At 70.0% G+C, this 15,143-nt stretch carries 11 protein-coding genes; 2 read left to right on the plus strand and 9 right to left on the minus strand.

Annotated features, from left to right (window positions below; translation table 11 throughout):
- Nucleotide 1: 1 nt before the first annotated feature.
- From DEU36_RS04730 to DEU36_RS04755, 6 genes are all read right to left on the minus strand, one after another.
- Entirely contained in the window at nt 2-1,267 is a 1,266-nt protein-coding gene (locus DEU36_RS04730) for an extracellular solute-binding protein (RefSeq protein WP_259455214.1), read from the minus strand.
- A 175-nt stretch (nt 1,268-1,442) separates the two neighbouring features.
- Nucleotides 1,443-1,859 carry a DUF4190 domain-containing protein gene (locus DEU36_RS04735; protein WP_120263142.1) on the minus strand — a complete coding sequence of 139 codons (417 nt, stop codon included), beginning with the start codon at nt 1,857-1,859 and terminating at the stop codon, nt 1,443-1,445.
- Between the two features lie 76 nt (nt 1,860-1,935).
- A complete protein-coding gene (locus tag DEU36_RS04740; RefSeq protein ID WP_120264363.1) occupies nt 1,936-3,396 on the minus strand; it encodes an aspartate ammonia-lyase in 1,461 nt (486 codons plus the stop codon).
- 54 nt (nt 3,397-3,450) lie between these two features.
- Nucleotides 3,451-4,398 (minus strand): phosphodiesterase, encoded by a 948-nt coding sequence (locus tag DEU36_RS04745; RefSeq protein ID WP_120263143.1) that lies wholly within the window; start codon nt 4,396-4,398, stop codon nt 3,451-3,453.
- Nucleotides 4,399-4,421: 23 nt separating this feature from the next.
- Nucleotides 4,422-4,757, minus strand: a complete 336-nt coding sequence (locus DEU36_RS04750; RefSeq protein WP_120263144.1) for a peptidase — start codon at nt 4,755-4,757, stop codon at nt 4,422-4,424.
- Nucleotides 4,754-5,998, minus strand: a complete 1,245-nt coding sequence (locus DEU36_RS04755; protein WP_120263145.1) for an inorganic phosphate transporter — start codon at nt 5,996-5,998, stop codon at nt 4,754-4,756. Before DEU36_RS04755 ends, DEU36_RS04750 begins: the two co-directional genes overlap by 4 nt.
- Before the next feature lie 199 nt (nt 5,999-6,197).
- Here DEU36_RS04755 and DEU36_RS04760 point away from each other — a divergent pair, with 199 nt between their 5' ends.
- A complete protein-coding gene (locus DEU36_RS04760; protein WP_259455215.1) occupies nt 6,198-8,351 on the plus strand; it encodes a S9 family peptidase in 2,154 nt (717 codons plus the stop codon).
- Between the two features lie 18 nt (nt 8,352-8,369).
- Here DEU36_RS04760 and recR read toward each other — a convergent pair whose 3' ends face one another.
- A complete protein-coding gene (gene recR, locus DEU36_RS04765) occupies nt 8,370-8,963 on the minus strand; it encodes a recombination mediator RecR (RefSeq protein ID WP_120263146.1) in 594 nt (197 codons plus the stop codon).
- A 3-nt stretch (nt 8,964-8,966) separates the two neighbouring features.
- Entirely contained in the window at nt 8,967-11,282 is a 2,316-nt protein-coding gene (locus DEU36_RS04770; RefSeq protein WP_120263147.1) for a DNA polymerase III subunit gamma and tau, read from the minus strand.
- An 89-nt stretch (nt 11,283-11,371) separates the two neighbouring features.
- On the opposite strand from DEU36_RS04770, the gene DEU36_RS04775 reads away from it, so the two are divergent.
- Nucleotides 11,372-12,505 carry an NAD(P)-binding domain-containing protein gene (locus tag DEU36_RS04775; RefSeq protein ID WP_120263148.1) on the plus strand — a complete coding sequence of 378 codons (1,134 nt, stop codon included), beginning with the start codon at nt 11,372-11,374 and terminating at the stop codon, nt 12,503-12,505.
- A gap of 32 nt (nt 12,506-12,537) precedes the next feature.
- Here the strand turns inward: DEU36_RS04775 and DEU36_RS04780 are convergent, their stop codons facing one another.
- Nucleotides 12,538-15,117, minus strand: coding sequence for a glycoside hydrolase family 65 protein (locus DEU36_RS04780; RefSeq protein ID WP_120263149.1), 2,580 nt, complete (start codon nt 15,115-15,117; stop codon nt 12,538-12,540).
- Nucleotides 15,118-15,143 lie beyond the last annotated feature (26 nt).

The raw sequence follows: 15,143 nt of genomic DNA on the forward strand, positions 1-15,143 counted from the left end.
GTCACTCGAGGCCGATCGCGTCGGCGTCGGCCTGCAGCTTCTGCAGCACGGTAGGCACGTCCGCCCCGCCGCGGCGCAGCTGCTCGAGGGCCTGATCGCCCTTCGCGGCCACCTGCACCCAGCTGGTGGTCACGGGCGGAGCCTTCGCCGTCTGCAGCTGCTCGCCGAAGGTCGTCAGGCTCGCGTCATCGGCCAGGGCGGGGGCATCCCACGCCGCCTGGAGGGCGGGCAGGTCGCCCGTCTGCTCGTAGAAGGCGGCCTGGGTCTCCGGCTCGCTGAGCCAGCGGACGAGCTTCCACGCAGACTCGGCGTTCTTGCTCTGGTTGAACACGACGAGATTCGCCCCACCGCTGAAGGAGACCGACCCGGTGTCAGCGGGCAGGACGGCCGTGGCGTACTTGGAGGTGAAGTCCGCGCCGCCCAGCAGCTCGAGCTGACCGCGCAGGAACGGGCCCTCGACGACCATCGGGGTGGTGCCGGCGACGAACTCCGCCTCCGTCGCTCCGGCCGAGATGTCGGCGTTCGCGTCGGCGAGGCCCTTGTCGAAGAAGCTCTTGTAGTACTCCAGACCCTTCGTCATCTCCGGGGTGTCGAGCGTCCACGCGTCGCCGTCGGTCAACTCGGCACCGGCGGACCACGGCATCCACATCGCTCCCTGGAACGAGTCGTTGCCGCCCGGCATCCGGATGCCGTACTCGGCGCCGGCCTTCTCCTTCATGTCGGAGGCGAGCTGCTGCAGCTCGTCCCACGTCGTGGGCGCCTGCGTCCAGCCCGCCTGCTGCGCGAGGTCGGTGCGGTAGTAGAGCACACGCGTGTCGACGTACCACGGCACACCGGCGGCGCGGTCGTCGAACTCGGTCGTGCTGAGTGCTCCCGGGAAGAAGCCGTCGGTCGCGATCTCGGCCGGGACGGTCGCGAACGCGTCGCCGAAGTCGGCCATCCAGGTCGATCCGACCATGGCGACGTCGGGGGTGTTGCCGCCCGCGATCGCTGTCTGGAACTTGTTGTGCGCGGCGTCCCAGGGAATCGCCGTGACGTCGATCTTGACGTCGGGGTTCGCTTCCTGGAACTCCTCGACGAACGCGGGCAGGGCCTCACCCTCGGCGCCCATCGCCCACACGCTGATCGTGCCCGTCGCCGGACTGTCGTCGAGCGACGTGACCTCGGCGGGTCCGGCAGCCGACTCGTCCGCCCGGCCGCAGCCGGTCAGGATGAGCGACACCGCAGCCAGGGTGGCGATGCCACCTGCCACTGTCTTGAACTTCACGTCTTCCTCCTTGAATCGCGGGATCGCCGAAGCGATCAAAGCGCTTAAACGTTGCGCCGGAGATGAGTTTAAGCGCTTTGAATGCTCGGATGCAATCGCAACGGCCAGACCTGAGCCGGGCATGAGGAAACCCCCGCGGATCAAATCCGCGGGGGTTTCCTCTCAGCGTGTCGGGTCAGTACCGCGTGGAAGAGCAGGACTGGGTCTGGCCCCAGACCGTCACGGTGTCGGCGCCCTCGACGACGCACGTCTGGTAGATCTCGTTCGCCACGTTGCCGAAGATCGTGAACAGGACGATCGCCACGACGACGCCGATCACCATGAGCACAGCGCTGATGATGATCGCGGCCAGAGCGAGCCCGTTCTTACGGCCGGCCTTCTTGCTCTGGACGAGGGCCACGATGCCGAGGATGAGGCCGACGAGCTGCAACCCCACGGGCACCAGGGCGAGGACGAAGGCGACGATCCCGAGCGTCTTGCCCGGCACCGGCGCGTTCGGATTCTGGTACGAAGCGTCGGCGGACGACGTCGGATATGCCGGCGGCTGATAGGCCGGAGGCTGCGGTGCGGACGGGTTGTTCGGATCGGTCATGGGGTCCCCCGGGGATTCGGAAAGCGATGAACAGCCTCGACGTTAGCGAGAGCGGGCCTCGCGGCACAAAGCCTGATCAGCCCGACACGCTCTCCTCGGCGTCGGCGAGCACGATCGGAATGGCCGCTGTGACCGCCTGCAGGCCGGAGAGGCGCGCCGGCGAGAGCTGCTTGTCGACCTCCGCGCGCGACATCAGACCGGCCTCCACGACCAGGTCGCCCACGTTGCGGTGGGTCAGCAGCGCGGTCTTGGCGAGGGCCGCCGCCGCCGCGTAGCCGATGAACGGGGTGAGCGCTGTCACGACACCGACCGACGAGCCGACCATGGCACCCAGTCGCTCACGGTTCGCGGTGATGCCGTCGATGCAGTTGACCCGCAGCGTGCGCATGGCCCGCCGCATCCAGGTGATCGACTGGAAGATCGAGTGCGCGATGATCGGCTCGAACGCGTTCAGCTGCAGCTGCCCGCCCTCGACCGCCATCGTCACCGTCAGATCGGCGCCCGCGACGGCGAACGCGACCTGGTTGACGACCTCCGGGATCACCGGGTTCACCTTGCCGGGCATGATGCTCGACCCCGCCTGCCGCGCCGGGAGGTTGATCTCGCCGAAACCTGCCTGGGGCCCGCTCGAGAGCAGGCGGAGGTCGTTGCTGATCTTCGACAGCTTGATGGCGTTGCGCTTGAGCGATGACGAGAACGACATGAACGCCCCCGTGTCGCTCGTCGACTCGACGAGGTCGACGGCGCTCGACAGGTCGAGGCCGGTGATCTCGCGCAGGTGGCGGACGACCGCGGGACGGTACTCGGGGTGCGTCGTGATGCCGGTGCCGATCGCCGTCGCACCCATGTTGATCTCGTAGAGGAGCGACGCGTTCTCGCCGAGACGCGAGTGGTCCTCCCCCAGTGTCGTGGCGAAACCGTGGAACTCCTGCCCGAGCGTCATCGGCACGGCGTCCTGGAGCTGCGTGCGCCCGACCTTGAGGACGTCGTGGAACTCGACGGCCTTCGCCAGGAACGACTCGCGCAGCAGCGCAAGCTCGTCGAGGAGCCCCTGCAGGTCGAGGGCGAGACCGACCTTGATGGCCGTCGGGTAGACGTCGTTGGTCGACTGGCTGCGGTTGGTGTGATCGATCGGCGAGAGGAAGTCGTAGTCGCCCTTGGGGCGGCCCGCGAGCTCGAGGGCGATGTTGGTGATGACCTCGTTGGCATTCATGTTCGTCGACGTGCCCGCACCGCCCTGCACCACGCCGACGACGAACTGGTCGTGGTACTCGCCGTCGATGACGAGCTGCGAAGCACGATCGATCAGGTCGGCGCGCTCGGCGTCGAGCACTCCGATCTCGCGGTTCGCGCGGGCAGAGGCCTGCTTGACCATCGCGAGCGCCCGGACGAGGTCACGATAGACGAAGATCGGCCGCTGCGAGATCGGGAAGTTCTCGAGTGCGCGCGCAGTGTGAACGCCCCAGTAGGCGTCGGCGGGGATCTCGAGCGAGCCGAGCGAATCGGTCTCGGTGCGGGTGGCGGAAGGGGACGACATCATGCACGGGTCCTTGTGGGTCTCACGGCGATGGGAGGGACGCTCCCAGCCTAGTCAGCGCTTGCGCGAAAACGCCTCGAGACGCTCCTGCGGCGACAATCGCGCCATCTCGGCAATCCACTCGGCGGAGAAGTAGTCGCCCGTCGGCGCCTCGACGACGGGCACGACGGTGTGGGTGATGACATCGTCGTAGACGTGCACGAGCTGGAACGCCTGGCCGGCGTCCATTCCGTTCACCGCCTGCGGCGGGCGCTGGAGGTTCATCGTGTAGCAGGTCGCCGACGCGACGGAGACGGGGACGCCGGCGAACGTCCCCGAGGTCGAGTAGTGCAGGTGGCCGGCGAGGATACCGCGCACGTCGGTGCCCGCGATCGCCTGAGCCAGGGCGTCCTGGTCGCGCAGCTCGAGGATGTCGAAGAAGGGCACATGACTCGGAAGCGGCGGATGATGCATCGCGAGGATCGTCCCGTGCGGCGCAGGCTCGGCGAGCGTCTCGCTCAGCCAGTCGCGCTGATCGGCGTCGATGTCGCCGTGGTGCCAGCCCGGCACCGTGGAGTCGAGGGCGATCAGGCGCAGCCCCGCAAGATCCCAGACCCCGGTCAGCGGTTCCCGTGTCGGCGCGCCGCCGAACAGTCCCACCCGCATCGCCTCGCGCTCGTCATGGTTGCCCGCCACCCAGACGATGGGCGCATCCAGCCGCTCGGCCACCGGCTCGACCGCGTCGCGGAGGCGGCGATAGGCGTCCGGCTCACCGAGATCGGTGAGATCGCCCGTGAACACCAACGCGTCGGCACGGACGCCGGTGCGTTCGACGGCCGCGAGCGTGGCATCGAGGTTCGCCTCGACGTCGTAGCGTCCGGCGAGAGCCGCGCCGCCCGCAAGAAGATGAGTGTCGCTCAGATGGACCAGGACATGACGGGCGGGCTCGTGCTGACCGAACCGCACGGATGCCGCCCGGTCGCGGGCCCGCACCGGGCCGTCCGACGGCGTTGCTGAGCTCATGGCCACAGCCTATGCCGGGGGTCCTACCGCCCCGCCACGATGAGGATGATCCCGCCGAGGACGGCGAGTGCGCAGAAGGCGAAGGCGGCGTAAGCGGTCACGAGCGCGATCCGCTTCTGCCCCGCCGTCAGCGGGTTCTTCTTCGCCGCCTTCGCCGCCGCTTTCGCGTGCCGTCGGGCCTGCTTCTCGCTGATGACGGCGATCGCGTCGGTGAACTCCGCGGGAGTGACCACCGGCACCCGGCCCGCGCGCACCAGCATCCGAAGACCCAGGGCGTAGAACCCGACGACGAGAACCGCGCCGGTGATGGCCGCCGCGAACACCTGCACGAAGGCGAACCAGTCGATCGAGACGTTCATCGCTCGCCCTCCGTCTGCTCGGGTGCCGGACTCGCCGCTGCCGCCGCCGCGCGGGCCCGGCGCTGCCGGCGCGTGGGCGGCGGATCTGCGGGAACGTCGACGGCATGACCGGAATCGGCGACCTCGCTCATCGCGTTGCCCGCGTGCACCTCGTTCCGGCGGGACCGGAGGAACAGGGCGAGGACGATCGCGACGGCGGCGATCGCATCGATGACGATCCCCGTCGGGCCGAGCCACACGACGAGCAGGGCGGCCAGGGCCCCCACGGCGCCGGAGGCGGGGAGGGTCAGCAGCCAGCCGATCGCGATGCGGCCGACCGTGCGCCAGCGGACCGTCGAGCCGCGGCGTCCGAGCCCCGAGCCGATGACCGATCCCGATGCGACCTGCGTGGTCGACAGGGCGAAGCCGAGAGCGCTGGAGGCGAGGATCGTCGAGGCCGTCGACGCCTCGGCCGAGAAGCCCTGCGCGGGCTTGACGTCGGTGAGTCCCTTGCCCAGGGTGCGGATGATGCGCCATCCGCCCATGTAGGTGCCGAGCGCGATCGTGACGGCGCACGCCACGATCACCCACAGCTGGGGCTCGGCGTGCTCGGCGCTCTGCCAGCCGGCGGCGATCAACGCGAGCGTGATGACGCCCATCGTCTTCTGGGCGTCGTTGGTGCCGTGCGCGAGCGCGACGAGCGACGAGGTGAAGATCTGACCCCAGCGGAAGCCGTCACGGCCGTCGGGCTTGCCATCGTGACGACGGGTCATGGCGTAGGCGACCTTCGTGACGGTGAAGGCGATGACACCGGCCGTCACGGGCGCGATCAGCGCCGGGAGGATGATCTTGCTCAGCACGACGCCGAAGTCGATCGCCATGGCGCCGACTCCCACGAGCGTCGCACCGATGAGGCCGCCGAACAGCGCGTGCGACGAGCTCGACGGGAGGCCGAGCAGCCACGTCAGCATGTTCCACGTGATGGCGCCGATCAACCCCGCGAAGATCAACGGCAGCAGCGCGGTCGCTGCGAGCTGTTCCTCGTGGATGATGCCGTGCGAGACCGTCTTGGCGACCTCGGTGGACAGGAAGGCGCCGACGAGGTTCAGGCCCGCGGCCAACAGGACGGCGACTTTGGGTTTGAGGGCCCCCGTCGCGATCGGCGTCGCCATCGCGTTCGCGGTGTCGTGGAAGCCGTTGGTGAAGTCGAAGAAGAGTGCCAGTCCGATGACCAGCAGAAGAATGAGTACAGCGGTCTCCACTGTGCGCTCTCTGTGCGTGCGGGCCCGCGAACACGGGTCCTCGAGTACGGATCGGGATGCCGCGGCAGCGGCGGGCGCGAACGAAGAGTTCACCGTCTGTTCAGGGTCCGGCAACCGGACCATCGAATCCTGCCACACCATCGCCCTCACCGTGAATCCGAGCGGCCGGATCAGGCGGGCGCAGCACTAGCGTGGAACGGTGACCGATACCCCCGACATCCTCACCCCCCGCCCGTCCGACGCTCCTGAGGCCCCTGTCGCGGCCGTCCGCGAGCACCGCCGCACCCACCACGGCGATGAGTTCGTCGACCGTTACGAATGGCTGCGCGCGAAGGACGACTCCGAGGTGATCGCCCACCTCGAGGCCGAGAACGCCTACACCGATGCCCGTACGGCGCACCTGGGCGGGCTCCGCGAGCGCATCTTCGAGGAGATCAAGGGGCGAACGCTCGAGACCGATCTGTCGGTTCCGAGTCGCCGGGGCCAGTGGTGGTACTACAGCCGCACCGTCGAGGGCAGCCAGTACGGCATCCATTGCCGCGCTCCCCTGGCGTCGCCCGACGACTGGACACCCCCGCAGCTCGAGCCCGGCGTCGACGTGCCCGGCGAGCAGGTGCTGCTCGACGGCAACGTCGAGGCGGAAGGCGCGGAGTTCTTCTCGCTCGGGAGCTTCGAGGTCTCGGCCGACGGGACGCTCCTGCTGTACGGCGTCGACACCGAGGGCGACGAGCGGTACACGCTGCGTCTGCGCGACATCGCCACCGGCGAGAACCTCGCCGACGAGATCAGCGGCACCTTCGCCGGGGCGTCGCTGTCTCCGGACGGACGCTTCGTCGTCTACTCCACCGTCGACGACGCATGGCGGCCGGATTCAGTCTGGCTGCACGAGATCGGCACCGACACGGCCACCGACGAGCGTCTCTTCCACGAGCCCGACGAGCGGTACTGGGTGGGAGCGGGCTTCACCCGCAGCGACCGGTATCTCGTGATCGAGGTCGGCTCCTCGATCACGAGCGAGGAGTTCCTGGTGCCGGCCGACGATCTCCGCGCGGAGCCGCGTTCGGTGTGGCCGCGCCGCGAGGGCGTCGAGTACTCGGTCTCCCACGCGATCGTGTCCGGCCAGGACGTGCTCTACATCCTGCACAACGACGACGCACTCGACTTCGAGCTCGTCCGGGTCGCTGCGGACGATCCGACGGGCCCGCGTGAGGTCGTGCTGCCTCATGAGCCCGGCCGTCGCCTGGAGGGCCTCTCGGAGTTCCGCGATTGGGCGCTGCTCGGCTACCGGCGCGACGGGCTGCAGCGCCTCGGCATCTTCGACTACGGCTCGGGCTCGGTCACCGAGCTCGAGTTCGACGAGCCGCTGTACACCGTGGGGTCGGGCGGCAATCCCGAATGGGCTCCCCCCGTGCTCCGCCTCGGCTACGGGTCGTTCGTCACGCCGGGCACCGTGTACGACTACGTCGTCGCGACCGGCGAGCTGCTGCTGCGTAAGCGCCAGCCGGTGCTCGGGGGCTACGACCCCGCCGACTACGAGCAGCGCCGGGTCTGGGCGGCTGCGGACGACGGCACCCGCGTTCCGGTCTCGATCGTGTGGAAGCGCTCGTTCGGCGACCCGGGCGCGGACGACCGGTCCCGCGCGCTGCACCTGTACGGCTACGGCTCGTACGAGCACTCGATCGACCCCGCGATGTCGGTGGCGCGCCTGTCGCTCCTCGACCGGGGCGTCGTGTTCGCCGTCGCCCATGTGCGAGGCGGCGGAGAGATGGGCCGGCAGTGGTACGAGGACGGGAAGCTGCTGCACAAGCGCAACACTTTCACCGACTTCGTCGCCGTCGCGCGCCACCTCGTCGAGAGCGGCTACACCTCTCCCGAGCGCATGACCGCCGAGGGCGGATCGGCCGGCGGGCTCCTCATGGGCGCCGTCACGAACCTCGCCCCCGAGCTGTTCGCGGGAGTCCTCGCCGCGGTGCCGTTCGTCGACGCGCTCACGACGATCCTCGACCCCTCGCTGCCGCTGACGGTCATCGAGTGGGATGAATGGGGCGACCCCCTCCACGACCCCGAGGTCTACGCGTACATGAAGTCGTACTCGCCGTACGAGAACGTCCGCGAGGGCGTGGCCTACCCCCGGATCCTCGCGGTCACTTCGCTCAACGACACGCGTGTCATGTACGTCGAACCCGCGAAATGGGTCGCGCGTCTGCGCGAAGTCGGGGTGGACGCGCTGCTGAAGTGCGAGATGGTCGCCGGCCACGGCGGCGTGAGCGGGCGGTACAACTCCTGGCACGAGCGCGCGTTCGAGCTCGCCTGGCTACTCGACGTCGTCGGCCTCGCGGACGACCCTGCCTGAGGCTGTCCGAGGGCGCCGTCAGAGCTGGCGGCGCCCTTCGAACGCGCGGCCGAGTGTGACCTCGTCGGCGTACTCGAGGTCTCCGCCGACGGGGAGACCGGATGCCAGCCGCGTCACCCGGATCTCGAGGGTCGTCAGAAGGCGACTGAGATAGGTCGCGGTCGCCTCGCCCTCGAGGTTCGGGTTCGTGGCCAGGATGACCTCCTGTACGGTGCCATCGGCAAGACGCTGCATCAGCTGAGCGATACGGAGGTCGTCGGGGCCGATGCCGCCGATCGGACTGATCGCGCCGCCGAGCACGTGGTACAGACCCCGGAACTCGCGCGTGCGCTCGATGGCGGCGACGTCCTTGGCGTCTTCGACGACGCAGATGAAGGTGCCGTCACGCCGCGGGTCGCGGCAGATCGCGCAGCGGTCGTGCTCGGAGACGTTGCCGCAGACCTCGCAGAAGCGCACGCGCTCGCGCAGCTCGCCGAGCAGGTGCGAGAGCTTGGAGACGTCGAAGGTCGGGGTCTGCAGGATGTGGAACGCGATGCGCTGCGCCGACTTCGGCCCGATGCCGGGCAGGCGGCCGAACTCGTCGATCAGGTCCTGGACGATGCCGTCGTACATGGCTTAGCCGAATCTCGTGGGTGAGCTGAAGGGTTCTTCTCGGACGAAGGTGGCCCCGAGGATCTGGCGGACCACTGCCTCGCCGTAGCGCTCGATCCCGCCCCGAGCGGGTGCTGCGTTCGCGCGGCCGTTCGTCGGCGCGGGTGCCGCCGCAGCGGCGGTGCGATCGGGACCGGAGCCGACGCGGTCGGCGGCGGGCGCAACCGCAGGCCGTTCGACGGCGACCGGCCCGCGCGGCGGCAGAGGCGCGTCGTCGTCGATGGGGGGCGGCGGGTAGTCGCGGTCTTCCTCGTCGATGGGCGGCAGCGGCTCGGGGTACGGGTCGACATCGCCGTCGTGCGGGATCGTGAGCGTGCGGACCGGGGCGGCAACGGCCTCCTCGGGCTCGTCGTCCACCGCGAACTGCGGCGCCGGGTCGCCCTGCGGGATCGGCGCCACCGCCCATTCCGTCACGGGGGCGGCGTAGGAGGAGGAACCGGGCGCAGCCCCGGGAGCGGTCGGACGAGCGCCCGCCGGGGCCGAGGGGGCGCCGGCGGCGCGCTGCCCGCCCGAGGACGGCGACGATGCGGCCTCTCCCGGCTGACGCTGATCCCCGGAGGGCTGCCGTCGGGGCTCGCCACCGGGCTGCCCGCCGGGCGGCGGCGTGGGCCCGCCGGGCGCCGGTCCGCCGCCGGGATCCGAGTCGTGGCGGGCGACGTACTTGACCCGAACGCCGAGCACACCCAGGATCGCGCTGCGCAGGTCTTCGCTCGGGCCCTTTCCGGCGTTGAGCTTCTTGAACTGCAGCACGTCGGAGTGGCTCTGGAACGACAGTGTGAGCACGCCGGTCTCGGAGAACGCCACGGGCGATGCCACGGAGGCGATCATCCACGAGGTGCGGCTGATGGACTCGAGGCGCTGCAGCACCTCGGGCCAGGAGTCGCGCATCTGCGCGAGCGTGACGGTAGACGGGTCGCGTGGTTCTGCCGGGGCTGCGGCCGCGCCGCCGCCCGCGGATGTCGGGCCGGAGCTCGCGGGGGCAACCGACGGCGTCGCAGCGGTCGGTGCGGGAGCGGGGCGGTCAGTCTGGGCGGGTGCGGCCACCGGAGCCGGGGCGGGGGCCACGGCGGGGGCCGAGGTCACGATGCGTGCCGGGGCTGCGGGAGCGGACGCGGGCGATGACACGTGCGATGCGGGAGCGGCGGCGACCGGGGCCTGGTCGGCTGCCGGGACGCTGTGCTGGGCCGCGGCGAGCACGCGCGCCACCAGCAGTTCGAGCTGCAGCCGCGGCGATGTGGCGCCCGACATCTCGTCGAGGGCGGTCACGACGAGATCGGCTGTTCGCGAGAGGCGGTCGGTGCCGAAGAGCGACGCCTGCCGCGCCATCCGTTCGAGCTCTTCTGCCGACACTCCGCGCAGCACGGCCGACGCACCCTGCCCGGTCGCCGACACGATGATGAGATCCCGCAGGCGCTCGAGCAGGTCGTCGACGAACCGGCGCGGATCTTGACCCGTCTGGATGACGCGGTCGACCGCGGCGAAGGCTGCGGCAGCGTCGACGGCGCCGAACGCCCCGACGACCTCGTCGAGCAGCTCCGCGTGGGTGTAGCCGAGCAGTGCGACGGCGCGTTGGTAGGCGACCGCACCGTCGTCGGAGCCGGCGATCAGCTGGTCGAGCAGCGAGAGCGTGTCACGCGGCGACCCTCCCCCGGCCCGCACGACGAGCGGCAGCACGCCGGCCTCGACCTGCACGCCCTCCTGAGCGCAGAGCTGCTCGACGTACTCGAGCATCGCGGCGGGTGCGACCAGGCGGAACGGGTAGTGATGCGTACGCGAGCGGATCGTGCCGATGACCTTCTCGGGCTCGGTCGTCGCGAAGATGAACTTCACGTGCGCGGGAGGTTCTTCGACGAGCTTCAGCAGGGCGTTGAAGCCTTGTGCCGTGACCATGTGGGCCTCGTCGAGGATGAAGATCTTGAAGCGGTCGCGAGCCGGGGCGAAGACCGCGCGCTCGCGGAGGTCGCGGGCGTCGTCGACACCATTGTGCGAGGCGGCGTCGATCTCGACGACGTCGAGCGAGCCACCTCCGCCGCGGCTGAGCTCGACGCAGCTGTCGCACGTGCCGCACGGGGTGTCGGTGGGTCCTTGCGCGCAGTTGAGGCAGCGGGCGAGGATGCGGGCCGAGGTGGTCTTGCCGCAGCCGCGGGGACCCGAGAAGAGATACGCGTGACCGACGCGGTCGGAGCGGAGCGCCGTCATCAGGGGTTCGGTCACCTGCGACTGGCCGATCATCTCGCCGAACGCTTCGGGACGGTAGCGGCGGTAGAGGGCGGTGGTCACCCAGACAGACTACGGCGTACCGCTGACACCGGCCCTGTCGGCACCCACACGGCGGGAACAGCGCGTGCCCGTGTGCGGTTGCACGGGGCATGGAAGCCGCACACGTCGACGTCGTCGTCATCGGCGCCGGGCAGGCGGGGCTGTCGGCGGCATACAATCTGCGGCGGCGCGGGTTCGTCCCGGCCGCGCCCGGCGACATCCTCTCCCAGGCATCCGGCCGGTCGTTCGTCGTCCTCGACGCCGAGTCCGCTCCGGGCGGGGCCTGGCAGCATCGCTGGGAGTCGCTGCGGATGGAGACCGTCAACGGCATCCACGAGCTTCCCGGCTTCGCCGTGCCGCCGGCCGATCCGCGCGCTCCGGCACGTGCCGTTCTGCCCGCCTACTTCGACGAGTACGAGCGCCGCTTCGACCTCCGGGTCCGCCGTCCCGTCGAGGTCCACCGCGTCGAACGCGAAGACGCCGACCCGCGCGGACGCCTGCGGGTGGTCACCGACACCGGTGTCTGGTCGACGCGATGGGTGATCAACGCGACGGGCACGTGGCGACGTCCGTTCTGGCCGCACTACCCTGGCGCCGAGACGTTCACCGGGCGGCAGTTGCACGTGCACGACTACGTCTCGGCCGGCGACTTCGCCGGGCAGCGCGTCATCATCGTCGGGGCCGGCATCTCGGCCATTCAGCTGCTCGATGAGATCTCGCGCGTCGCCGACACTCTCTGGGTGACACGCGACGAACTTCGCTGGGATGCCGGCGGCTTCGACACCGCCGCGCGCATCGCAGCGATCGCCGGAGTCGAGGAGCGCGTGCGGCGTGGCCTCCCGCCCGGCAGCGTCATCTCGGTCACCGGACTGCACTGGAACCGCTGGGCGGAGTCGGCGCAGCAGCGGGGCGTGCTCGTGCGGCATCCGATGTTCGAGCGGATCGAGCCGGGCGGTGTGCGCATGCCCGACGGCCGGTTCGAACGTGCCGACGCGATCCTGTGGGCGACGGGCTTCCGAGCCGACATCCCGCACCTGGCACCCCTGGCTCTGCGCACCGCCGCGGGCGGCATCCGGGTCGCCAACGGGCGCGCGATCGACGAGCCGCGGCTCTTCCTCATCGGTTACGGCCCGTCGCAGTCGACGGTGGGAGCCAATCGCGCCGGTCGTGACGCCGTGCGGGCGATCATGACCGACGCGACGTTCTCGGCCGCCGGACCGCGCGAGGCCGTCGCGCGGGCCTGACGCGCCCGAAGCGAGGAGCGCCCGGGCGGGTGTCAGGAGTCGGTGCGCACCTGCTCGTCGGCGAACGACTGCGCGTAGTCCTCGACGACCGGGACCTCGCCGGTGATGACGGGCACGTCGGTGGTCACCGTCGGGATGGACGTCGTGACCGTCGAGTCGGGGATCGAGGCCGACAGCAGCGACCCGTCCTCGCGCCGCGATTGCGCGAGCTGGCGCAGCGACGGACGGCCCGACAGCAACGGTCCCTGCCCCGCGAGGGGAATGCGCACCGTCTCGCCTCCCGCGACCCGCATCTCGCGGCCGCGCACCGAGAACTCGACCGCGTCTCCGGGACCCGCAGCGACCGTCATCGCGTCGGCCGTCAGCGTGATGTCCAGGCGCGTTCCCTGCCAGTGCAGCGTGTACTCGAGCGACGGCCAGTCGCGCGGCAGGCGCGGGTCGAAGCTGAGGGCGCCGTAGTGGTCGCGCATGCCGCCGAAGCCCGACACGAGAGCCGTCCACACTCCACCCGCGGAGGCGACGTGCACGCCGTCCGATGCGTTGCTGTGGAGGTCGCCGAGGTCGACGTAGATCGACTCGAGGAAGTACTCCAGAGCAAGGTCCTGGTATCCGACCTCGGCCGCGAGGATCGACTGCACGACACCCGACAGGGTCGAGTCACCGGTCGTGAGCGGGTCGTAGTACTCGAAATCGGCGAGCTTCTCCTCATCGGTGAAGTGGTTTCCCTGGAGGAAGAGTGCGAGCACGACGTCGGCCTGCTTGAGCACCTGGTAGCGGTAGATGACGAGCGGGTGGAAGTGCAGCAGCAGCGGGCGCTGGCTGTCGGGGGTGTTCTCGAGATCCCACACCTCGCGGTCGAGGAACACCGCGTCCTGCGGATGGATGCGCAGCGACTCGCTGAACGGGATGAGCAGCGCCTCGGCCGCCCGCTCCCACCCGTCGGCCTCCGCGGGGTCGAGGTCGAGTCGCTCGATCAGTGCACGGTACGCCTCGGGCGCCTCTTCGGCCATGTCGCGCACGGTGCGCGCCGCGAAGCGCAGGTTGAAGCGTGCCATCACATTCGTGAAGAGGTTGTCGTTGACGACGGTCGTGTACTCATCGGGTCCGGTCACGCCGTGGATGTGGAACGACTCGGCGTCGCCGTCCTCGCCGAATCGCCAGAACCCCAGCGTCGACCACAGCCGCGCTGTCTCGACCGCGATGTCGACCGCCTCGCGGTAGAGGAAATCGACGTCGCCGGTCGCGCGCACGTACTTCGCGAGGGCGAAACTCACGTCGGCGTTGATGTGGTACTGCGCGGTGCCTGCGGCGTAGTAGGCCGATGCCTCTTCGCCGTTGATCGTGCGCCACGGGAACAGGGCGCCGGCTTCGTTGAGCTGGCGGGCGCGGCGGCGCGCGGCGGGCAGCATGAGGTAACGCATCCGGAGGGCGTTGCGGGCCCACAGCGGCGTCGTGTACGCCAGGAACGGCAGCACATAGACCTCGGTGTCCCAGAAGTAGTGGCCGCTGTAGCCCGAGCCGGTGACGCCCTTGGCGGGAACGCCCTGACCGTCGGCGCGAGCGGCCGCCTGCGCGAGCTGGAACAGGCACCAGCGCGTCGCCTGCTGAAGATCCTCGTGACCGCCGATGCGGACGTCGGAGCGGCGCCAGAAGTCGGCGCACCACGCCGCCTGACGCTCGAACTGCACCTCGACGCCCTCTTCGCGGACGCGATCGAGCACACGACGGCCCCGCTCGACGAGCTCGCGCGCCGGCACCCCTCGCGACGTGTGGTAGCTCACGAGCTTGGTGACGGTGACGGGCACGCCCTGCCGCGCGTTCACCCGGAAGACGTTCTTGGCGATGTCGGGCTCGATGAGCCGACGAGAGGAGTACTCGTTCTCAGTCTCGACGAGGTGGTCGGCGACGACTGACACCGTCATGCCCGAGTTGGTGGACTTGTACGACAGGACCGACCGGCCGTCCTCGTCCTGCCAGTACTCCTGGGGCTGCAGGACGCGCTCCTCGATCTTCTCGGTCTTGCGCGGATCGAAGCCGGCCCCGCCACGGCCCGGAGCCGAGCCCCCGTAGACGTCCTCGCCGTCCTGACGGTTGACGATCTGGCTGCTCACCGAGACCGGGGCGTCGGAGTTGAGCACCGTGATCGTCAGGCGCATGATCGCGAGGTGCCTCTGCTCGAAGGAGACGAGGCGCTCGAAGTCGACCTGCACCTCCTTGCCGCTCGGGGTCACCCACAGGAGCTTGCGGGTGAGCACGCCGGTGCGCATGTCGAGCACCCGCTCGTAGTCGCGGATGTCGGCGACGTCGAGGGAGAGCGGCTCATCGTCGACGTAGACGCGCAGGACCTTCGCGTCGGGCGCGTTGATGATCGTCTGCCCCACCTCGGCGAAGCCGAAGGCCTGTTCGGCGTGACGGATCGGGAAGATCTCGTGGAACCCGTTGACGAAGGTGCCGTGCTCGTGCGCGTACCGCCCCTCGGGGTGGTTGCCGCGCAACCCGAGGTAGCCGTTGCCGACGGCGAACAGCGTCTCGGTCACGCCGATGTCCTCGACGGAGAACCTCTTCTCGACGAGGCGCCAGGGGTCGACGGGGAAGCGATCGCGATCGATCATGAGGGCCTTCCGGAGAACGGGCCCCG

The organism is Microbacterium sp. AG238 (genome assembly GCF_003610405.1).
Lineage (GTDB): Bacteria > Actinomycetota > Actinomycetes > Actinomycetales > Microbacteriaceae > Microbacterium.